Source organism: Streptomyces racemochromogenes (genome assembly GCF_044129415.1).
Classification (GTDB): Bacteria; Actinomycetota; Actinomycetes; order Streptomycetales; family Streptomycetaceae; genus Streptomyces; species Streptomyces racemochromogenes_A.
Window position 1 is genome coordinate 1 of the sequence record NZ_JBBDHD010000070.1, and the last position, 18,492, is coordinate 18,492.

Consider the following 18,492-nt stretch of genomic DNA (forward strand, 5'->3'; position numbering starts at 1 on the left):
GCCAGAGGCCGCACAGGACGGCGGCGAGCAGGTGGGCGGCCAGCATGCCCGTCGGGGACATGCCGGCCATGTCGTGGGCGGGGGGGGGGCGGGCGCCCCCCCCCCCGGGGGGGGGGCGGGGGGCGGCGGCCGGCGTCTCGGGGGCCACGGCGGGCGCGGGGGTACCGCGACTGTCCGCGACGTACATGGTCAGGAAGCCCAGATCCCCGTGATGTCCTTGGCGGTGGCGGCGTTCCCGGCGTGGGTGGTCAGCCCGGCCAGGCCCTCCAGGGTCCGCAGCATGTCGTAGTGGTTGTAGGTGGTGGCCGAGCTGGATCCCGGGGTCACGGGCTGGCCGTAGAGCACGGTCGGGATCTGGTTGCCGGCGAGCCGGTTGTCCTCGTCGAAGGTGACGACGAGCAGGCTGTTGTGGGTCTTGGCCCAGTCCGCGTAGGCCTTGAGGTTGTTCTTCAGCCAGGTGTCGCCGGTGCCGACGGAGCAGTCGTGCATGTCGCTGCAGAGGTTCGGGACGACGAAGGACACCCGGGGCAGGGTGGTGAAGTCCGTCGGGAACTGGGTCATCGTCTTCGCGGTGCCGGTGGGCACGTTGGAGAAGGCGAACCAGGGGTTGTGCTTGCGGGCGTACTTGCCGCTGGAGCAGGTGGTGGAGCCCTGGCTGGGGAGGGTCTCGTTGTAGCTGCCCCAGCTCTTGCCGGCGGCTATCAGCTCGGAGGCCAGGTTGGGGGCGGAGCTGAAGCCGGGGGTGTAACAGCTGTCGTCCGTGACGCCCTGGTTGGAGCCCGAGAAGAGCTGCATGTAGTTGGGCTGGCTGGGGTGGGTGATGCCGTAGGACTGGGTGAGGTTGGCGCCCCCGGCCTTCAGGGAGTTGATGTAGGGAGCGCTGGAGCTGCCGATCACCTGGTTGTAGGCGTGGTTCTCGAAGACCACGACGACGGTGTGGTCGGGGGCGGGCAGGCCGGCGGCGTGCGCGGGCTGGGCGGTCCCGAGGCCCGCCCAGAGGGCGGCGCCGGCGGCGGTGACGCCGAAGGCGGTGGTGAGGGCGGTCTTGCGGCGAAGCCGTGAAATGGTCATGCCAAACACGGAACGTACCTCCGGGCACATGGGGTATGGGGGGCGGCGGCGCGGACGCACCATACCCAGGGGCATGTGCATGGGCCAGGGACAGTCGGGTAACAGCAGGGGAACTCCGCGCGCCTTCCGGGGGCCGGGCAATGCCCTACCCCTTGGACCGTCAAGAAAAGGAAAAATAGGGAACCCCGAGGCACTATCGTTCATCATTCGAACGGAAGCAGTCCTCCCCGCGACGGGGCCAGCAACAGCCGGAGAGCCACCGCACATGTCGTACTCACCCGACGGCCAGTACCAGCCGCCGTACAGGCCGGAAGGTCAGAACCCGCCGCCGCGCCCGCCCTACGGCCAGCAGCAGGGCCGGCCGCCGTACGCGCCCCAGGGCGGCGGCCGCCCGCAGCCGCCCTACGCCGGGCCCCCGCAGGGCGGACAGCCGCAGGGCCACCCCGGATACGGCGGCCCGCAGCAGGGCGGCCGGCCCCCGTACGGCCAGGACCGGTACGGGTACGAGGCGCCGACCCAGCAGCAGCCCCGGTTCGAGCAGCAGCAGTACGAGCAGCAGCGCTACGACCAGCAGCAGTACGACCGTTACGAGCCTCCCTACGAGGAGGAGCCGCCGCGCCGCAAGTCCAAGGCGAAGAAGTGGATCATCGCGGGCGTCACGGTGCTGGCCCTCGCCGGCATCGGCGCCGGCGTGATGGCGTACTTCGAGATACCGCCGTTCACCGACAAGGGCGAGGCCGTCTCCTTCGGCAAGCCCCAGGGCGGCGGGGCGGACGGGGCGAAGCAGGCGCCGAACTCCAAGGCGCTGATGCCGACGAACCCGACGGCCCAGTTCAAGAACGCCTCGACCCTGTCGGACGGCACCAAGGTGGCGGTCACCGAGCTGGACGGCAAGAAGTCCGGCTTCAAGGGCAAGGTGTGGGTCTGGGCTCCGAAGGAGTACAACGACCCCAAGTTCGCCAAGAGCGGCTTCCCGGTCCTGATCGCCCTGCCCGGCGGCGCCGGCTACCCCGTCAACTACTGGATGGGCACGGACCTCAAGCTCCAGTCCAGCATCAGCAAGTGGTACGAGGAGGGCAAGAGCAAGCCCTTCATCCTCGCCATGCCGGTGCTCAACCCGCAGCCGGACGAGCCCAAGGCCATCTACTGGGACGGTTCCGACATCCCCGACCAGCCGAAGATGGGCACCTGGCTGACCGAGGACGTCCCGAACCTGATGAAGGAGAACTTCCGCACCGTCAAGTCGCGTGACGGATGGGCCTACATGGGCTCCTCCACCGGCGGCTTCGCAAGCCTCAAGGCCGTGCTGAAGTACCCCGAGAAGTTCAAGGCCGCGATCTGCTCCGGACCGGACATCGTCCCGGACTCCCCCCTGTGGGCAGGCCACGACAAGGAGAAGGCCGAGAACAACCCGGAGCTGCTCGCCAAGCAGCTCATCGACAAGAAGGGCCCGGACGTCTACCTGGCCTTCCAGGTCGGCGACAACGAGAGCAACAAGAAGACGCTCCCGGACGTGCAGAAGTTCGTCGCCACCTATACCAAGGGCCCCATCCACACCAGCCTCCGGGTGATCCCGGGCGGCCAGCACAACGCCAAGACCTACGTGCCGAACATGGGTGAAGGACCGATCCAGTTCATCAGCAAGGTCATGGAAGGACCAGTGGAGTAACAGCCTCCGCGCGCACTGCCTCCGGCTCCGGCCCGTCGAACACCTTCGGCGGGCCGTTGCCGTCCCAGGGCGCCCAGCCGGGGTCTCCGGTGGTGGCGAAGCCGACCCAGGCCGCGTGCATCTCGTCGGCGAGGGCCTGCGGGGCGTCCGGGCCGGCCAGCCAGGCGGACTCGGGCAGGCCGAGGGTGTCGAAGACGAAGCCCAGCTCCAGCGCGTGGCAGGCGCCGAGCCCCGGTACGCCGCTGGGCCAGCGGAACTCGTAGAGGTGGCTCGGGGCCGCCCGCCGGGCCCGGGCGATCCGGCGCAGGGGGTCGCGCAGCAGCCGGTCGGTGACCAGGTGCCCGGCGAGATCGGCCGGGGAGAGCTCCGGCAGCGCGGCGCGCAGCGCCCGGACGGCGGCCCGGTCCTTGGCGCCGCGCAGCCGGCCGTACGCGACCGCCACCGGGCCGAGCCGGTCCAGCAGCCGCGCCCCGCCGGTCGGTGCGAGCCACAGCCGGTGCTCCTGGGCGGTCCAGCCCATCAGCAGCGGCAGGTCCGAGGCCTCGGCGGCCTCCAGGGGGTCGACGGGGAGCGTGTCCGGATCGGTGACCAGCCCGAAGGCCGGGCCTCCGAGCACCGGGGAGGAGCGGCGCATCGCGGCCTCCTGGGCGCGGAGCAGCGCGGGCAGGTCCACCTCCGCGAAGGCCCTCGCGGTGGCGGGCACCCTCAGCCGGGCGGCCATCCGCCGGACCATGGTGCGGACCTGGTCGCGCGGCAGCGCCTCGGGGGCCCCGCTCTGCAGGACGGCCCGGGCGAAGAGGCCGGCGGCGCGGGGGGCGGCGAGCAGGGCGCCGATGCTGATGGCGCCGGCCGACTCGCCGAAGACGGTGACGCGGCCGGGGTCGCCGCCAAAGGCCGCGACGTTGTCCCGGACCCATTCCAGGGCGGCGATCTGGTCGAGGAGGCCCCGGTTGGCGGGGGCGTCGGGGAAGAGCCCGTAGCCGAGCACACCGAGCCGGAAGTTGGCCGAGACGAGCACGACCCCGTCGCGGGCGAAGGCGGAGCCGTCGTAGACGGGGACGGCGGACGACCCCCGGGTGTGGGCGCCGCCGTGGATCCAGACCATCACCGGCAGCCGGGCCCCGGGGGACGGATCCGGGGTCCAGACGTTGAGGGTGAGGCAGTCCTCGCCGGGGATCTCCGGGTCGGGCAGGAGAGCGGCGAAGGCGGGCGGGTAGGGCACCTTGGGGGCGGTCGGCCCGAACGTCCCGGCGTCACGCACCCCGTCCCAGGCCTCCGGGGGCCTCGGGGCGGCGAAGCGCAGGGCGCCGGTGGGCGGGGCGGCGTACGGGACGCCCCGGAAGACGGCGGTGCCGCCGGCCTCCCAGCGACCCTCCACGACACCCTGCCCGGTGGCCGCCCGGGGCCGGTGGACGCCGCCCGCTGTGCTCATGCGCGCTCTCCTCGGCCGGCCCGGTCCGCGCCCCGGGCCTCGCTCCGGCCCGGTTCCGCTTCCGGGCGTTGCGAGAACGGTCGCACACCCGCCCGAAGGGTGACAAGGAGTGACCGGGTCCCCGGCGCGCCGGGTTGGACCGGCATGCGAGCGAACCTCATCACCCCCGCCGCGGCCGTCCTGGCGCTGAGCGCCCTGCTGTCCGCGGCGGCCGTCCCGGCACAGGCCGCCGGCCCCGGATTCCAGTACGTCGGCCCGGACGACCGCGTCCACGGCGTGGCCGCCCCGAAGGGCTGTGTGGAGGCGGAGGGCGGCGGCGGCCGCGCGGTCACGAACCACACGGGGCTGACCGCCTCCCTGTACCGCGAAGCGCACTGCCGGGGACCGGTGGTGGCGGTCATGCGGCCCGACGCGGTCGCCCAGGTCCGGCCCTCCTTCGCCTCCGTCCGTTTTTCCGTCCCCGGGTAGGCGTAGGGGCCGTGACCACTCGGGCCCCACCGCGTTGTATGCCATGTCAAATGCCGCAGAGGATGCGGCGCCCACATCTCACGAGGAGATCTTGATGTCGCGTATCGCGAAGGCATTCGCCATCACCGCTGTCGCCGGTAGCACCATGGCCGCCGGCGCCGGTCTGGCCGTCGCCGATGCCGGAGCGCACGGTGCGGCGGTCGGCTCCCCCGGTGTCCTGTCGGGCAACGTGGTCCAGGTTCCGGTTCACATCCCGGTCAACGTGTGCGGCAACACCGTCAACGTGATCGCCCTGCTGAACCCGGCCTTCGGCAACACCTGCGTCAACGCCTCCGGCGGCGGCGGCCACCACACCGAGGGCGGCAGCTACGGCGGCTGACCGCTGTCGGCTCCCGACCGGCTGAAGGGCCCCCGCCGTACGGCGGGGGCCCTTCCCGTGCGCGGGCCCGCCCCCGGAGGGGCGGCGCGGTCACTCGTAGCGGTAGATCCCGGCATGGCCGAGCATGTCCCGGGGGGTGAGGTCCCACGGGGGCATCGGCTCGTCCAGGGAGATCACCCGGCCGCGCTGGAGGTCGCCGAGCTCCAGGGGGGCGGCCGGCAGGTAGCCGGAGCCGGGGTGGCGCTGCTGCCAGCGGTCCCAGACCAGGTCCACGAAGGCGTGGTGCAGCCAGAACGCGGGGTCGTTGGGCGAGGTGGCGCCCGTCATGTGGCCGCCGATCCACTGGTGGACCTTGTTGTGGTTGCGCCAGCGCTCGCTCTTGGGCGCCGCCCAGCCCTCCAGCTTGTTGCGGAAACCGCCGCCCTCGGTGGTGGAGTTCCAGGGCGCGGAGTCGTAGACGGGGTCGTCGATCGCCCACTGGAGTTCGGCGGCGGTCGGCAGGGAGATCGGATTGCCCGGCCGCCCCAGGTTGCGCGTGAGGAACGGGGCCTCGCTGACGCCGACCGTGATCGTCCAGTTCCCCCGCTCGTAGGCGAAGGGGCCCGTCGTCACCTGGAGGTCGCCCGCCCGGCCGGTGCCGCCGAGGAAGTCCTCGGCCCAGAGGGAGGAGACGGGGCTGGAGTCGGCGGTCCAGTCCCAGTAGGGGATGGAGAGCGTGGGATCGAGCTCCCGCAGCCGCTTCTCGAACTCCAGCAGGTAGCCGCGGTGCCAGGGGAAGAACGACGGGGACATGTGTCCCACCCGCAGCTTCCTGTCCCGGTCGGGCACGAAGTACGTGCCGTGGGTGCGCACGAACTCGTCGTAGGTGCCGTTGCGCTTGAGTTCCAGCAGCGCGGACGTGAACCTCTTCTTCTGCGCGCTGGTGAGGTTCTTCTGGTTGTGCCGGGTGTACACCGTGGGGGTCCTCCTGGTTCCCGGCCGTCAGCCGTGGTGCGGGGTGGCCAAGGCCAGCTGGGTCGTGCCGAGTTCGTCGACGGCCGCGCGGGCGAGTTCCAGCGGGGTCCCGTAGGACTGGAAGTGGTTGACCGCGCTGAGGTAGCTGCCGTCGGCGCGGCGCATGACGTGGAGGGGCCGGCCGTCGATGTGCACCACCGCCGCGACCGGGTCGACGCTGATGTGCCGGCCGCGGTAGGTCTCCTCGGTCAGCGGGGCCGGGCCGAGGGTCTGCCGGGGGCGGCGGGCGCGCAGGACGGGAGCCAGCGCGGCGGCCGTACCGGCGAGGGCGGCGCCGCCGAACACCGTACGGAGGAACGCGCGGCGGGTGCGGGTGGCGCTGGCGCTGGCGCTGGCGTGCATGGGTCTCCCTCGCTTCGTGGTCCGCGTACGGGGTCTAACGCGGCGTGGCGGGGGAGGTCACCTGGCTGGGGCGGAGTGGGCGGGACCGCTGCGCCGCAGCGGTCCCGGAGGGAGACCTACGGGGCCGGGAGTTCCGCGAAATCGGCGACCAGGCCGCGGTGGTGGCCCGTGGTGCCGAGCGCGAGCGAATCGGCCTTGGCGCGCTTGAGGTAGAGGTGGGCGGGGTGTTCCCAGGTCATGCCGATGCCTCCGTGGAGCTGGACGCATTCCTCGGCCGCGCGGACCGCGACCCCGGAGCAGTGGGCCTGGGCGACGGCCACCGTCAGGGGAGCGTCGGGGGCGCCCGTCGCGAGGGCGTCGGCGGCGGCGCGGGCGGCCGCCCGGGCGGAGGCCACGTCGAGCCACAGCTGGGCCAGGCGGTGCTTGAGTGCCTGGAAGGAGCCGACGGGGCGGTTGAACTGATGGCGCCCGCGCAGGTATCCGACGGTCTCGGTGAGGCACCACTCGGTCAGCCCGAGCTGCTCCGAGGCCAGCAGGCCCGCCCCGGACAGCAGGGCCCCGGCGACGGCCGCCCGCGCGGTGGCGGGGTCCGCCAGGCGGGTTCCGGCGGCCGCGTCGAAGGTGACGGTCGCCGGCGGACGGGTCAGGTCCAGGGGCACCACCGGGTGCAGGACGGCGCGGTCGGCGGGCACCGCGTGGAGCCCGGTGTCGGCGAGGACGAGCAGGACGTCGGCGGCCACCGCGTCGGCGACGGAGGTCACCGTGCCGCTGAGCACCCCGCCCCCGGCGTCGTGGAGCAGCGCCGGCAGGGGCGCGCCGGGGGCCTGGGTGAGGGGGAGGGCGGGGACGCAGACCAGCCGGCCAGCCGCGAGCTCCCGTACCAGGTCCGCCGCTTCGGGGCCGTCGCAGGCGCAGGCGAGCAGGATCTCCGTGGCCAGGACGGAGCTGGTCAGGTACGGGACGGGGGCCACGGCCCGGCCCAGCTCCTCCAGGACCACGGCGGCCTCGCGGTGTCCGGCGCCCGCCCCGCCCAGCTTCTCGGGGACGAGCAGTCCCGCGGCGCCGATCCCGGCGGCCAGGACGCGCCACAGCTCGGGGTCGTGGGGGCGGCCGGTCTCCGCCCGGGCGAGGACCGACGCGGGACCGCAGCGGTCGGCGAGCAGGGACCGTACGGCCGCGCGCAGTTCCTCCTCGGTGTCGGAGTAGAGCAGGTCGATGGGGGCGCGGGGGGCCGGGTGGCCCGGCCGCGGCGGGAGTGCGCTCATCGGGCGAGGTCCTTCCAGGGGGTGTCCTTGTCGTCGCGCGGTTCGGCGGGCAGTCCGAGGACGCGTTCGGCGACGATGTTGAGGAGGATCTCGCTGGTGCCGCCCTCGATGCTGTTGCCCTTGGCGCGCAGGTAGCGGTATCCGGCGTCGCGGCCCGTGAAGTCGACGATGTCGGGGCGGCGCATGGTCCAGTCCTCGTACAGGAGCCCCTCCTCGCCGAGGAGTTCCACCTCCAGGCCGCTGATCTCCTGGTTGAGGCGGGCGAAGGTCAGCTTCATCCCGCTGCCCTCGGGGCCCGGCTGGCCGGCGGCGAGCTGCTGGCGCAGCCGCTCGCCGGTGAGGCGGGCGACCTCGGCCTCGACCCACAGGCCGAGCAGCCGCTGGTGCAGGGCGTGGGTGCGCAGCTCGGGGCGTTCGCGCCAGGTGGCGGCGACGGGGGCGATCATGCCGCCCTCGCGCGGCAGGCGCATGCCGCCGATGGAGACGCGTTCGTTCATGAGGGTGGTGCGGGCGACGGCCCAGCCCTCGCCGACGGCGCCGATGCGGTGGGCGTCGGGGATGCGGACCCCGGTGAGGAAGACCTCGTTGAACTCGGCCTCGCCGGTGATCTGGCGCAGCGGGCGGACCTCGACGCCGGGGGCGTGCATGTCGCACAGGAAGTAGGTGATGCCCCGGTGTTTGGGGAGGGCGGGGTCGGTGCGGGCGATGAGGATGGCCCAGCGTGCGGTGTGCGCGCTGGAGGTCCACACCTTCTGCCCGTCGACCACCCATTCCCCGGCCGCTTCGTCGAGGACGGCGCGGGTGGCGAGGGCGGCGAGGTCGGAGCCGGCTCCGGGCTCGCTGAAGAGCTGGCACCAGACCTCCTCCCCCAGCCACAGGGGGCGCAGGAAGCGGCGCTTCTGCTCCTCGGTGCCGTAGGCGAGGATCGTGGGCGCCGCCATGCCCAGGCCGATGCCGATCCGGCGCGGGTCGTTGTCGGGGGCCCCGGCGGCCTCCAGTTCGGCGTCGACGACGGCCTGGAGGGTGCGGGGCGCGCCGAGCCCGCCGAGGCCCTCGGGGTAGTGGACCCAGGCCAGTCCGGCGTCGAAGCGGGCGCGCAGGAAGTCGGCGGGGGCGGTGGAGGCGGGCGGGTGGGCGGCGAGGAGGTCCCGGGTGCGGGCGACGAGGTCGGCGGCGGTGGCGGTCATCGGGCGCCGCCGTCCGGCAGGGACGGTACGACGACCAGCCGGCCGGTGGTGGTGCCGTCGGCGACCCGCTGGACGGCGTCGGCGGCCCCGGCGAGCGGGACCCGTTCACTGACCAGGGGTCTGACCGCGCCCTCGGCGGCCAGGCGGGTGAGTTCGGTGTGGCAGGCGAGGACGGCGGCGGGGTCCTTGGCGGCGTAGAGCCCCCAGTGCAGGCCGAGGATCGAGTAGTTCTTCACCAGGGCGTGGTTGAGGGCGGGGGCGGGTACGGTGCCGCCGGCGAAGCCGACGACCACGATGCGGCCCTCGAAGGCCACGCACTTGGCTGAGGCGGTGTAGGCGTCGCCGCCGACGGGGTCGTAGACGACGTCGGCGCCGCGTCCGCCGGTGAACTCCTTGACACGGGCGACGAGGTCCTCGGCGGTGCGGTCGACCACGAGGTCGCAGCCGAGCTGCTCCGCGGTGCGGGCCTTGGCCTTGCCGCCGACGACCCCGATGACGGTGGCCCCGGCGGCCTTGCCGAGCTGGACGGCGGCGCTGCCGACCCCGCCGGCGGCGGCGTGCACGAGGAGGGTCTCCCCGCTCCGGATGCGGGCCCGGCGGTGCAGGCCGAACCAGCCGGTCTGGTAGCCGATGTGCAGGGCGGCGGCCTCGGCGTCGTCGAGGGCGTCGGGGGCGGGGAGGAGGGCGTGCGCGGGGGCGGTCACGTACTCGGCGAATCCGCCGTGGGGCAGGCTCGGGTTGGCGATGACGCGTCGGCCGTCCGCGGTCTCGCCGCAGACCTCGACGCCGGGGGTGAAGGGCAGCGGGGGCCGGATCTGGTACTGGCCCCGGGTGAGGAGCGCGTCGGGGAAGTTGACGTTCGCGGCGAGCACCCTGAGTCTGACCTCGCCCTCGCCGGGTACCGGTTCGGGGACCTCTTCGAGGCGCATGGCCTCGCGGGGCTCTCCGGTCGTGTGTACTCGCCAAGCCTGCATCCGGGGCCTCCAGCCGCCGTCGAGGAACCACGCTCCGCGGCATACTAAGCGGTCGCTTGACGCCTTGGGAAGCCTTCTCGGAACGGGCCGTACCGCGGGTGCGGGCGCTCCCGGGCGGGGGCCGCCCTCCCCTCCGCCCTTCACGCGCACGAACCTGGGGTGAACAGGAGTACGAGTGGATACCATCGACTCGCGCCCTTCCCAGGGCATATGACGCTCCGTGGGCGCCATGCGAGCGGAGCCGACCGCTCCGCCCCCGCCCGCCCCACGGGTACACACCACGGGGGGAACACCGTCATGAACAGCACGCACACCCGCACCCGCGCGCGCAGCCGCACGCGCCGCGCCACCGCGGCGGCGTCCGCCGCCCTCGTCCTGGCGGGCATCGTCACCGCGGCCGGGCCGGCCACGGCGGCCACCGCCTGCACGCCCCGCATCCAGGTGCTCGGCTCGACCGGGACCGGCGGCTACCAGGTGGGCGGCCCCCAGGCCGAGGGGGTCCTCGGCCTGGGCAGCGGCAACCTGTCGGTGGGCCTGTCCGGCGGCAGGCCGGTCTACTGGACCGGCACCCGGCTCCACAAGGTCCCGCTGCCCGAATCGGCCGCCGCCGGGGCGGTGCTCGCCGTGAACAAGGGCGGGCTGATGGTGGGCGCCGTCCTGGGCGCCGACGGCTACCTCTTCACCTACCGGCAGGGCGACGCCGCGGTCACCCGGCTGCCCGGGAGCGACTTCCTGTCCACCGACGCCGACGTCAACGACGCCGGGTACGTCGTCTCGGGCACCGGGACGGGCCGGGGCGCCGTCTGGAAGGACGGCCTGAAGGTCCGCGACCTGCCCGTTCCGGCGGGCGCCGCCCCGGGCACCAGGATCGACACGGTCACCGGCATCAACAACAGGGGCGACGTCCTCGGCATGGCCCGCGAGGACTACGAGGTCCCCGAGACCGGCGGGCACCTGGAGGGCACCTTCCCGGTGCTGTGGCCCGCCGACGGTGGGCCCGCGCAGGCCCTGGGCCGCACCTCGAACGAGAGCCGCGTACAGGACCTCGACGAGAGCGGCCGCGTCGTGGGCTACGACTGGAACGGCATGGGGTACCGGTACCTGCCGGTCACCTGGGCCCCGCCCCACCCCGGGTCCGCGTCCTACCCCGGGGTGCTGAAGACCCACCCCTACGGCACCCTGGAGGCGATCAGCCCGACCACGAACGTGTCCGTCGGCACCGCCAGGTTCCACCCGGACGAGCAGACCCTGCCCGACCAGGCGCAGCTGTGGCCGGGTACCGGCCCGGTGCTCGCGCTGCCCCGGCTGGCCGCGCACCGGGCCAGCGCCGCCTCGTCGGTCGCCGACGACGGGCGGGTCGGCGGCGCGGCCGTCAACGCGGCCGGCACGCTGAAGCCGGTGATCTGGACCTGCGCCGCGAAGCAGGCGTACCTGCCCGCGTAGCCGCCGGTCCGCGCGGGCCCGGCCCTCGCGGGGTCCCCCGCTGTCGACCGCTGCGGGCCCCGTGAGCCGGGACCGCGGATCCGGCCCCGTGCGGGCCGCTGTCGGTGGGGTGCGGCACCATCGGGGGCATGAAGATCCACGAATGGGAACCCTTCCTGCGCACCTGGAGCGCCGAGCGCGACGCCGCCCGACGGGCCGAGGAGCCCTCGGAGCCGGCGCTCGGCTGGCTGGGCTTCGATCCGGCCCCGCCGGAGCGGATCGCCGCGCTCGAAGCCCGGCTCGGGGCCCCGCTGCCGCCCTCCTACCGCTCGTTCCTGGAGGTCACCGACGGATGGCGGTGGGCCGGGGAGTTCGTGGAGCTGCTCGCGCCCGCGGAGCGGGTGGGGCCGGTCCGCGAACTGACGCCCTCCGTCCACGAGGACCTCACGATGTGGGAGCGGGAGGACCTGGACGCGGACCTCGACGAGGACGAGGAGGACGAGGACGAGGAGGACGAGAGCGGGGGCGACGAGAGCGGGGGCGACGAGGAGGCGTACGAGAGCGCCCGGTGGAACCGCGCGGTGCAGATATCCCTGACGGGCGACCAGACCTGGCTGCTCCTCGACCCCGGTGACGTGAACGGCGACGGCGAATGGGCGGCGTACCGGTACTCCACCTGGAGCGGCTACGGACCGCAGCGCCACGACTCCTTCGCCGAGCTGATGCGGGCCGAGTACCGCGGCTTCCACGACCTGCGCCGGACGGAGGCTCCCTAGGGTGTGACCGGAACGTTCGCCGCCCTGGACGGCGAGCGGCGCGGTCTCCGCCGCCGGCGCCCGGCCCGCGCCCGCCTCCCTGGCGATGCGCGGGTCGCCGCCCGCGTCCGCCACCACCCCGGCGCCGCCCTCGGGCGGGGCGCGGACGGAGGCCTCGGTGGCGGAGCCGCCCGTGACGGCTCCGCCGCCGGATTGACGTACCGTCAGACCGGCGAGGTGGGATCAGCGGGGGAAGACCTCGAACGCGACCGCCGGGACGCCGCCGAAGCGGGCCGCCGCCTGCTGGACGCTGCCGGTCAGGAAGGCGCGGGCGTACTCCTGCGGGTCCTGGTCGGTCAGCGCCGCGATGTACGCCTTGTGCTCCAGCAAGGAGCGCACGGCACGCTCCAGACCGGGCCCGGCCTCGACGGCGTGCGTGGGGGTGGTGGTGCCCGACACGGCGACCCAGCGCACCCCGTCCCACGGCTCCAGCCCCTGCTCGGAGATGAGTTCGGGGAAGATCCAACGGTTGCCGGCGTCGCCGGCGGCGTCCAGGACGGCCCGGCCGACGGCCTTGTGGTCGGGGCTGTTCCAGTTGCCCCCGCCGTCCGCCCCGCCCCAGGTGTCCCGGTGGTTGAGCGTGACCACCAGCTCGGGACGGTGGCGCCGGATGGCCGCCGCGATGTCCCGGCGCAGGGCCGGTCCGTACTCGATGACGCCGTCGCGGTGGTCGAGGAACTCCACCGTGGAGACCCCGACGACGGCCGCACTGGCTCGCTGCTCGGCCTCGCGCAGCGGGGCGCACGCGTCCGGGGCGACCCCGTCGATGCCGGCCTCGCCGCGGGTGGCCAGCACGTAGGCGACCTCACGGCCGCCGTCGGTCCAGTGGGCGATGGCCGCCGCACAGCCGTACTCCAGGTCGTCGGGGTGGGCGACCACCGCGAGCGCGCGCCGCCAGTCCGCCGGCATCGGCTGCAAGGGCGCCTGCTGATCAGCTTGTTCGGTCATGCGTCGCACAATAGGCGAATGGACCGCCACGGGCAGGTGGTGGCGCTACTCGACGCCACCGGCACGTTCTTCGAACCCGCGCGCACCGCCTTCCCCGGCGCCGCCGCGGCCGACTGGGCGCGCGCGGCCGCCCTCGATCCGGGTGCGGCGGGGCCGGACGGGGCCTGGCTGCTGGACTTCCGGTGCTTCGCCGTGGCCCGCCCGCGCGGCCGCTGGGTGCTGGTGGACGCGGGGGTCGGCCCGTCGCACGGGCCGGCCGCCGGCTGGGCCCCGGTGCCGGGACGGCTGCCGCGGGCGCTCGCGGGGGCGGGGATCGCCCCGGAGGACGTGGAGGCGGTGGTGCTGACGCACCTCCACGAGGACCACGCCGGGTGGTCCCTGGGGGACTCCGGGCGGCCGTTCTTCCCGCAGGCGCGCTACGTCGTCCAGCGTTCCGAGGCCGACGCGCTGGACCCGGCCGACCCGGTCCGGGCGTGGGCGGTGACCCCGCTGCGGTCTGCCGGACAGCTCCAGCTCGTCGACGGCCGCCACCGACTCGCCCCGGGGCTGACCCTGCTGCCGACGCCCGGCCACACCCCGGGGCACCAGTCGCTGCTGGTGGAGCAGGCCCGCGGCGCCCGGGACGTGCTGGTCACCGGCGATGTGCTCGTGCACGCCGTCCAGTTGGCCGATCCGGCGGTCCCGTACTCCCACGAACGCGACCGCGCCGCGGCCCGGGCCTCCCGCGAGTCCCTCCTGGCTCTCGCGACCGCCCGCGACGCCCTCCTGGCCACCTCCCACCTGAGGCGCCCCTTCATGGAGCCGCCCGCACCTGCCGGGCCGGCCCCGACCAGTCGTCGAGGAGGGTGAGGAGGCGGTCGAGGACGTGGGGGCCGCCCGCGCGGACGCCGTCGTGTTCGTACTCGTCCGTCACCCACGTGCGCAGGCCGCGGATCGCGCGGGCGGTGCGCAGGGAGTGGCCGGTGTCCACGTACATGTCGTCGTGGTAGATCGCGGCCGCGACCGGGACCTCGTTGGCGGCCAGCCGCGCGGGGTCGTAGAGGGGCTGCCAGCCGGTGCGGGCCGCGAGGAGTTCGGCGGTCTCGCGCAGCGGGGCCAGGGCGGGGTCGGCGGTGAAGTGCCAGGGGTGGATGGTCTCGCCGGTGAACAGGAGGGGCTCGCCTCCGCCGAGGGTCTTCGCGGCGTCGAAGCGCGGGTGGGCGGCGCGGACCCGTTCGGCGGCCCAGCCGGTGGGAGCGGCCGGGTCCTGGGCGTAGATGGCCTCGTGGAGGAGGGCGTAGAGGGGGTGGCCGGCGAAGGAGAGGTGGGAGCGGACCGTTTCGAGGAAGGCGTCCGAGAGGGCGGGGCCGGCCGGGGTGGTGACGAAGGCGTCTTCGAGGAGGTAGTGGAGCTGGTGGCTGCCGTCGCCCGTGCCGAGGAGCAGGCCGAGGGACTGGAAGGCCTCGGCGGTGAGCCGGTAGCCGCCCGGCAGTTCGGCGGGCCGCTCGGCGAGGTGGGCGGCGATGCGGCGGGCGCGTTCCACGTCCATGGGGTAGCGGGCGTAGTGGGCGAGGTTCTTGCGTTCGACGCGCGGGTACGCGGCCTCGTAGACCTGGGTGGCGGTGGCGTCGAGCGAGGGCAGGCCGCCGGTGATCAGGGCGGCGGTGAGGCCCTCGGGGGCGGTGGAGAGGTAGTGGGTGGCGCAGAACCCGCCGAAGCTCTGGCCGAGGACGGTCCAGGGTGCGCCGCCGGTCAGGGTGCGGCGGATGCTCTCGGCGTCGCGGACGATGGAGTCGGCCCGGAAGTGGGCGAGGTACTCGGCCTGCTGGGCGGGGGTGCCGCGCAGGGGCAGGGTCTGGCGGTTGGCCGGGGTGGAGCGGCCGGTGCCGCGCTGGTCGAGGAGGAGGACGCGGTGGTCGGCGAGGGCCCGTTCCAGCCAGGCCTGCCGTCCGGTGAAGCGCCGCGCACCGAAGCCGGGGCCGCCCTCCAGGTAGAGCAGCCAGGGCAGCCGTTCGGGGTCCTTGCCGCTCGCCACGACCTCCCGCGCGTAGAGCTCGATGTGCTCACCGTCGGGGCGGGCGTGGTCGAGCGGCACGGTGAAGTGGTGGTCGGTGAGGACGACACCGGGCTGGCGGTAGCTGTGGCTGCGCTGGCGGGTCACGGACGGTCCCTGGGGTGCGGGTGCGGGCCCCCGCCGGGGCCCCGGCCGGATCGCGGCCGGGGCGGGCGGGGGTGTGGTCCGGGCGAGTCTACGGAACCGGCCCCGCCGTCACCGGGTCAGAACTCGACCACCGACCGCAGGACCTCGCCGCGCTCCATGCGGGCGAAGGCCTCCTCGACCCCGTCGAGCGGGATGGTCTCGGAGACGAAGGCGTCGAGGTCGAGGCGGCCCTGGAGGTAGAGGTCGATCAGCAGGGGGAAGTCGCGCTCGGGCAGGCAGTCGCCGTACCAGGAGGACTTGAGGGCGCCGCCGCGGCCGAACACGTCGAGGAGCGGGAGGTCGAGCGTCATCTCCGGCGTCGGTACGCCGACCAGTACGACGGTGCCGGCCAGGTCGCGGGCGTAGAAGGCCTGCCGGTAGGTCTCGGGGCGGCCGACGGCCTCGATGACGACGTCCGCGCCGTTGCCTGCGGTCAGTTCCCGGATCGCCTCGACCACGTCCTGGCTGCGGCCGTTGACGGTGTGGGTGGCGCCGAGTCCGCGGGCCCACTCCAGTTTCCGGTCGTCCAGGTCCACGGCGATGATCTTCGAGGCGCCCGCCAGCCGGGCACCGGCGACGGCGGCGTTGCCCACTCCCCCGCAGCCGATGACGGCGACCGAGTCGCCGCGCCCGACGTTGCCGGTGTTCAGGGCGGCGCCGAGGCCGGCCATCACCCCGCAGCCGAGGAGCCCCGCGGCTGCGGGCGAGGCGGCCGGGTCGACCTTGGTGCACTGGCCGGCGGCGACGAGGGTCTTCTCCGCGAAGGCGCCGATGCCCAGGGCCGGGGAGAGCGGGGTGCCGTCCTCCAGGGTCATCGGCTGGGTGGCGTTGTGCGTGGCGAAGCAGTACCAGGGGCGGCCGCGCTTGCAGGCCCGGCAGGTGCCGCACACCGCACGCCAGTTGAGGACGACGAAGTCGCCGGGGGCGACGGACGTGACGTCCGGGCCGACGGACTCGACGACGCCGGCCGCCTCGTGGCCGAGGAGGAAGGGGAACTCGTCGTTGATGCCGCCCTCGCGGTAGTGCAGGTCGGTGTGACAGACCCCGCAGGCCTGGACCTTGACCAGGGCCTCGCCCGGGCCCGGGTCGGGCACGAGGATCGTGGTCGTCTCCACCGGTGCGCCCTTGCTCCGCGCGATGACTCCTCGTACGCGATGTGTCACGTCGTACCCCGTTCTGATCGGATCGGTCTGGATCACCGAACGTACACGGGCGGCGCACAGTACGGGAGTTGTGTCACGCCTCGGCGCGCGGTACGGCCAGATCCGGCGGTACGCAGGCGCGGAGCGAGGCGGCGAAGGCGGCCACGGCGGGGTGGGCGCCGGCCCCGCTGCGGAACGCGATGCCGGTGCGGCGTTCCATGGGCAGGCGGGTCAGGGTGACCGCGGGGTCCGGAGGGCCGGCCACCCCGAGCTGGGGGACGACGGCCACCCCCTGGCCGGCCGCGACCAGCGCGAGGACGGTGGCGAACTCGTCGATGCGGTGCCGCACGCGCGGGGTGAACCCGGCGGCCTGGCAGGCCCGCAGGGTCATGGTGTGGCAGAGGGTGCCGGGTGTGGCGGTGATCCAGGGCGCGTCCCGGTGGGCCCGCAGGGCCGAGCCCTCCCAGGGGCCGGCGGAGCCCGCGGCCGGGGCGGGCTCCGGCGCGCGCTCCGGCCGCGTCCCCGTCGCCGGGGCGGCCAGGTACACCGCCTCCCCGTACAGCGGGCGGACGGCCAGTCCCGGCTCGGCGGGAGCGGGGACGAAGTCGTACTCGTGGACCAGGGCCACGTCCAGGTCACCGGCCCGCAGCGCGTGCGCGACCGCCGCCGGGTCGGTCTCGTGGACCATCGGCTCCAGTGCCGGGTGGCGCCGGGCCAGGTGGACCAGGGCGGCGGGGACCAGGGAGCGGGTCGCCGTGGGGAACGCTCCGACGCGCAGCACCCCGGCGAGGCCGCTGCGGGCGTCGGCGAGGTCGGCGTCGGCCTGTTCGAGCCGCTCCAGGACCGCCTCGGCGTGCCCGACCAGGTTCTGGGCGGCGGGGGTGAGACGGACTCGGCGGCCGGTGCGCTCCAGCAGCGGCAGTCCGGCTTCGCGCTCCAGGACGGCCAGTTGCTGGGACACGGCGGAGGGGCTGTAGGCGAGGGCCTCGGCCACGGCGGCGATGGTGCCGCGGCGGGCGAGTTCGCGCAGGAGCCGCAGGCGGCGTACGTCGAGCATCGGCTCAGCTTACGGATCACGTAAGGAACGTGAACTGGATTCGGCGCTCGGGGCGGGCGAGGCTCTTGGGCATGCGACAGGACATCGGGCAGTACACGGAGCAGTCGGACGCACGCACGGCCGGCCGGGAGGCGGGGCCGCTCCTCGACGGGATCCACGTCCCGCTCGTCACCCCCTTCACCCGCGGCGGGGACGTCGCCGCCGGCGCGCTGGAGGCCCTCGCGCACGAGGTGCTCGACGCGGGCGCCTCCGGGCTCGTCGCCCTGGGGACCACCGCCGAGGCGGCCGCCCTGGAGGAGGACGAACGCGAACTGGTCACCGAGGTCTGCGCCCGGGTCTGCCGGGAGCGGGGAGCGCCGCTCACGGTGGGGGCCGGGGCGGGCGGGGCCCGGGCTGCGGAGGCCTCGCTGGCCCGGCTGGCGCGCCGGCCGGAGGCGGTGGCGGCGCTGGTGACCGTGCCCCCGTTCGTGCGGCCGGGTGCGGCGGGGGTGCTGGCCCACTTCGCCCGGCTGGCCTCGGTGAGCCCGGTGCCGCTGATCGTCTATCACATCCCCTACCGGACGGGGCAGGCGTTGGACGCGGCCGCGCTGCGGGAGCTGGCGTCGCTGCCCGGGGTGGCCGGGGTGAAGTACGCGGCCGGCGGGATCGACCAGGAGACGGTGGCGCTGCTGGGCGACCTGCCGGACGGGTTCGCGGTGCTGGCCGGGGACGACGTGTACGTGTCCCCGCTGCTGGCGCTCGGCGCCGCCGGCGGGATCCTCGCCTCGGCGCACCTGGCGACGGAGCGGTTCGCAGAGCTGGCCGGGGCCTGGCGGGAGGGTGGGGCGGTACGGGCCCGGGAGCTGGGCCACGGGCTGGCGCGGTTGTCGGCGTCCCTGTTCGCCGAGCCGAATCCGGGGGTGGTCAAGGGCGTGCTGCACGCGCAGGGGCGGATCCCGACGCCGGACGTACGGCTTCCGATGCTTCCGGCGTCCGGAGCGGCGGTGGCGGCCGCCCTGGAGGAACTGGCCGCACTCTGACCCCATCAGAGTGTGCCCGATTCATCCATCTTCGAGACGATTTAAAACTCTCGCGCAGGTCGCCCCAATCGGCAGCATCGGCCCGCGAATTGCCCGTATTGCGAACGAG

General features: G+C 74.5%; 18 protein-coding genes. 7 read left to right on the forward strand and 11 right to left on the reverse strand.

The genetic code is table 11. The features are described 5' to 3' along the window. Positions 1-189 precede the first annotated feature (189 nt). Positions 190-1,071, reverse strand: a complete 882-nt coding sequence (locus tag WDV06_RS23735) for an alkaline phosphatase family protein (protein WP_395511799.1) — start codon at positions 1,069-1,071, stop codon at positions 190-192. 265 nt (positions 1,072-1,336) lie between these two features. On the opposite strand from WDV06_RS23735, the gene WDV06_RS23740 reads away from it, so the two are divergent. Then, a complete protein-coding gene (locus WDV06_RS23740) occupies positions 1,337-2,740 on the forward strand; it encodes an alpha/beta hydrolase (protein WP_395511800.1) in 1,404 nt (467 codons plus the stop codon). Here the strand turns inward: WDV06_RS23740 and WDV06_RS23745 are convergent. After that, on the reverse strand, positions 2,718-4,172 hold the full coding sequence (locus WDV06_RS23745; RefSeq protein ID WP_395511801.1) for a carboxylesterase/lipase family protein: 1,455 nt from the start codon (positions 4,170-4,172) through the stop codon (positions 2,718-2,720). The two genes, WDV06_RS23740 and WDV06_RS23745, sit on opposite strands and share 23 nt — an antisense overlap. A gap of 144 nt (positions 4,173-4,316) precedes the next feature. Between WDV06_RS23745 and WDV06_RS23750 the strand changes: the two genes are divergently transcribed. Together WDV06_RS23750 and WDV06_RS23755 are read left to right on the forward strand one after the other, a co-directional pair. Continuing rightward, complete coding sequence (locus WDV06_RS23750) at positions 4,317-4,640, forward strand: hypothetical protein (protein WP_395511802.1); 324 nt, start codon at positions 4,317-4,319, stop codon at positions 4,638-4,640. A gap of 94 nt (positions 4,641-4,734) precedes the next feature. After that, positions 4,735-5,019 (forward strand): chaplin, encoded by a 285-nt coding sequence (locus tag WDV06_RS23755; protein WP_395511803.1) that lies wholly within the window; start codon positions 4,735-4,737, stop codon positions 5,017-5,019. A 90-nt stretch (positions 5,020-5,109) separates the two neighbouring features. On the opposite strand, the gene WDV06_RS23760 is transcribed toward WDV06_RS23755, so the two are convergent. From WDV06_RS23760 to WDV06_RS23780, 5 genes are all read right to left on the reverse strand, one after another. Continuing rightward, the gene (locus WDV06_RS23760) at positions 5,110-5,973 is read right to left on the reverse strand and encodes a tyrosinase family protein (RefSeq protein WP_395511804.1); all 864 of its coding nucleotides are present in this window, start codon (positions 5,971-5,973) and stop codon (positions 5,110-5,112) included. Positions 5,974-6,000: 27 nt separating this feature from the next. Next, on the reverse strand, positions 6,001-6,375 hold the full coding sequence (locus WDV06_RS23765; RefSeq protein ID WP_395511805.1) for a tyrosinase family oxidase copper chaperone: 375 nt from the start codon (positions 6,373-6,375) through the stop codon (positions 6,001-6,003). A gap of 116 nt (positions 6,376-6,491) precedes the next feature. Further along, the gene (locus WDV06_RS23770; protein WP_395511806.1) at positions 6,492-7,640 is read right to left on the reverse strand and encodes an acyl-CoA dehydrogenase family protein; all 1,149 of its coding nucleotides are present in this window, start codon (positions 7,638-7,640) and stop codon (positions 6,492-6,494) included. Next, a complete protein-coding gene (locus WDV06_RS23775) occupies positions 7,637-8,827 on the reverse strand; it encodes an acyl-CoA dehydrogenase family protein (protein ID WP_395511807.1) in 1,191 nt (396 codons plus the stop codon). Before WDV06_RS23775 ends, WDV06_RS23770 begins: the two co-directional genes overlap by 4 nt. After that, positions 8,824-9,801, reverse strand: coding sequence for an NADPH:quinone oxidoreductase family protein (locus WDV06_RS23780; protein WP_395511808.1), 978 nt, complete (start codon positions 9,799-9,801; stop codon positions 8,824-8,826). Before WDV06_RS23780 ends, WDV06_RS23775 begins: the two co-directional genes overlap by 4 nt. A 297-nt stretch (positions 9,802-10,098) precedes the next feature. On the opposite strand from WDV06_RS23780, the gene WDV06_RS23785 reads away from it, so the two are divergent. Together WDV06_RS23785 and WDV06_RS23790 are read left to right on the forward strand one after the other, a co-directional pair. After that, entirely contained in the window at positions 10,099-11,244 is a 1,146-nt protein-coding gene (locus WDV06_RS23785) for a hypothetical protein (RefSeq protein WP_395511809.1), read from the forward strand. A gap of 128 nt (positions 11,245-11,372) precedes the next feature. Further along, positions 11,373-11,999, forward strand: coding sequence for an SMI1/KNR4 family protein (locus WDV06_RS23790; RefSeq protein ID WP_395511810.1), 627 nt, complete (start codon positions 11,373-11,375; stop codon positions 11,997-11,999). Between the two features lie 222 nt (positions 12,000-12,221). Here WDV06_RS23790 and WDV06_RS23795 read toward each other — a convergent pair whose 3' ends face one another. Next, a complete protein-coding gene (locus WDV06_RS23795; RefSeq protein ID WP_395511811.1) occupies positions 12,222-12,986 on the reverse strand; it encodes a PIG-L deacetylase family protein in 765 nt (254 codons plus the stop codon). Between the two features lie 18 nt (positions 12,987-13,004). Here WDV06_RS23795 and WDV06_RS23800 point away from each other — a divergent pair, with 18 nt between their 5' ends. After that, complete coding sequence (locus tag WDV06_RS23800) at positions 13,005-13,835, forward strand: MBL fold metallo-hydrolase (RefSeq protein ID WP_395511812.1); 831 nt, start codon at positions 13,005-13,007, stop codon at positions 13,833-13,835. Here the strand turns inward: WDV06_RS23800 and WDV06_RS23805 are convergent. From WDV06_RS23805 to WDV06_RS23815, 3 genes are all read right to left on the reverse strand, one after another. After that, the gene (locus WDV06_RS23805; RefSeq protein ID WP_395511813.1) at positions 13,780-15,126 is read right to left on the reverse strand and encodes an alpha/beta fold hydrolase; all 1,347 of its coding nucleotides are present in this window, start codon (positions 15,124-15,126) and stop codon (positions 13,780-13,782) included. The genes WDV06_RS23800 and WDV06_RS23805 overlap by 56 nt on opposite strands. Positions 15,127-15,242: 116 nt before the next feature. Further along, positions 15,243-16,328, reverse strand: a complete 1,086-nt coding sequence (locus WDV06_RS23810) for an S-(hydroxymethyl)mycothiol dehydrogenase (protein ID WP_395511814.1) — start codon at positions 16,326-16,328, stop codon at positions 15,243-15,245. A 73-nt stretch (positions 16,329-16,401) separates the two neighbouring features. Then, entirely contained in the window at positions 16,402-17,364 is a 963-nt protein-coding gene (locus WDV06_RS23815; protein WP_395511815.1) for a LysR family transcriptional regulator, read from the reverse strand. Between the two features lie 71 nt (positions 17,365-17,435). Here WDV06_RS23815 and WDV06_RS23820 point away from each other — a divergent pair, with 71 nt between their 5' ends. Continuing rightward, complete coding sequence (locus WDV06_RS23820; protein WP_395511816.1) at positions 17,436-18,383, forward strand: dihydrodipicolinate synthase family protein; 948 nt, start codon at positions 17,436-17,438, stop codon at positions 18,381-18,383. The last annotated feature ends 109 nt before the right edge of the window (positions 18,384-18,492 follow it).

Bases quoted from the DNA above. Each gene is read 5' to 3' on its own strand.
- WDV06_RS23820 (WP_395511816.1), top strand. From the start codon at position 17,436: ATGCGACAGGACATCGGGCAGTACACGGAGCAGTCGGACGCACGCACG.
- WDV06_RS23765 (WP_395511805.1), bottom strand. From the start codon at position 6,375: ATGCACGCCAGCGCCAGCGCCAGCGCCACCCGCACCCGCCGCGCGTTC.
- WDV06_RS23745 (WP_395511801.1), bottom strand. From the start codon at position 4,172: ATGAGCACAGCGGGCGGCGTCCACCGGCCCCGGGCGGCCACCGGGCAG.
- WDV06_RS23785 (WP_395511809.1), top strand. From the start codon at position 10,099: ATGAACAGCACGCACACCCGCACCCGCGCGCGCAGCCGCACGCGCCGC.
- WDV06_RS23735 (WP_395511799.1), bottom strand. From the start codon at position 1,071: ATGACCATTTCACGGCTTCGCCGCAAGACCGCCCTCACCACCGCCTTC.
- WDV06_RS23795 (WP_395511811.1), bottom strand. From the start codon at position 12,986: ATGACCGAACAAGCTGATCAGCAGGCGCCCTTGCAGCCGATGCCGGCG.
- WDV06_RS23740 (WP_395511800.1), top strand. From the start codon at position 1,337: ATGTCGTACTCACCCGACGGCCAGTACCAGCCGCCGTACAGGCCGGAA.
- WDV06_RS23755 (WP_395511803.1), top strand. From the start codon at position 4,735: ATGTCGCGTATCGCGAAGGCATTCGCCATCACCGCTGTCGCCGGTAGC.
- WDV06_RS23770 (WP_395511806.1), bottom strand. From the start codon at position 7,640: ATGAGCGCACTCCCGCCGCGGCCGGGCCACCCGGCCCCCCGCGCCCCC.
- WDV06_RS23790 (WP_395511810.1), top strand. From the start codon at position 11,373: ATGAAGATCCACGAATGGGAACCCTTCCTGCGCACCTGGAGCGCCGAG.
- WDV06_RS23800 (WP_395511812.1), top strand. From the start codon at position 13,005: ATGGACCGCCACGGGCAGGTGGTGGCGCTACTCGACGCCACCGGCACG.
- WDV06_RS23750 (WP_395511802.1), top strand. From the start codon at position 4,317: ATGCGAGCGAACCTCATCACCCCCGCCGCGGCCGTCCTGGCGCTGAGC.
- WDV06_RS23780 (WP_395511808.1), bottom strand. From the start codon at position 9,801: ATGCAGGCTTGGCGAGTACACACGACCGGAGAGCCCCGCGAGGCCATG.
- WDV06_RS23775 (WP_395511807.1), bottom strand. From the start codon at position 8,827: ATGACCGCCACCGCCGCCGACCTCGTCGCCCGCACCCGGGACCTCCTC.
- WDV06_RS23815 (WP_395511815.1), bottom strand. From the start codon at position 17,364: ATGCTCGACGTACGCCGCCTGCGGCTCCTGCGCGAACTCGCCCGCCGC.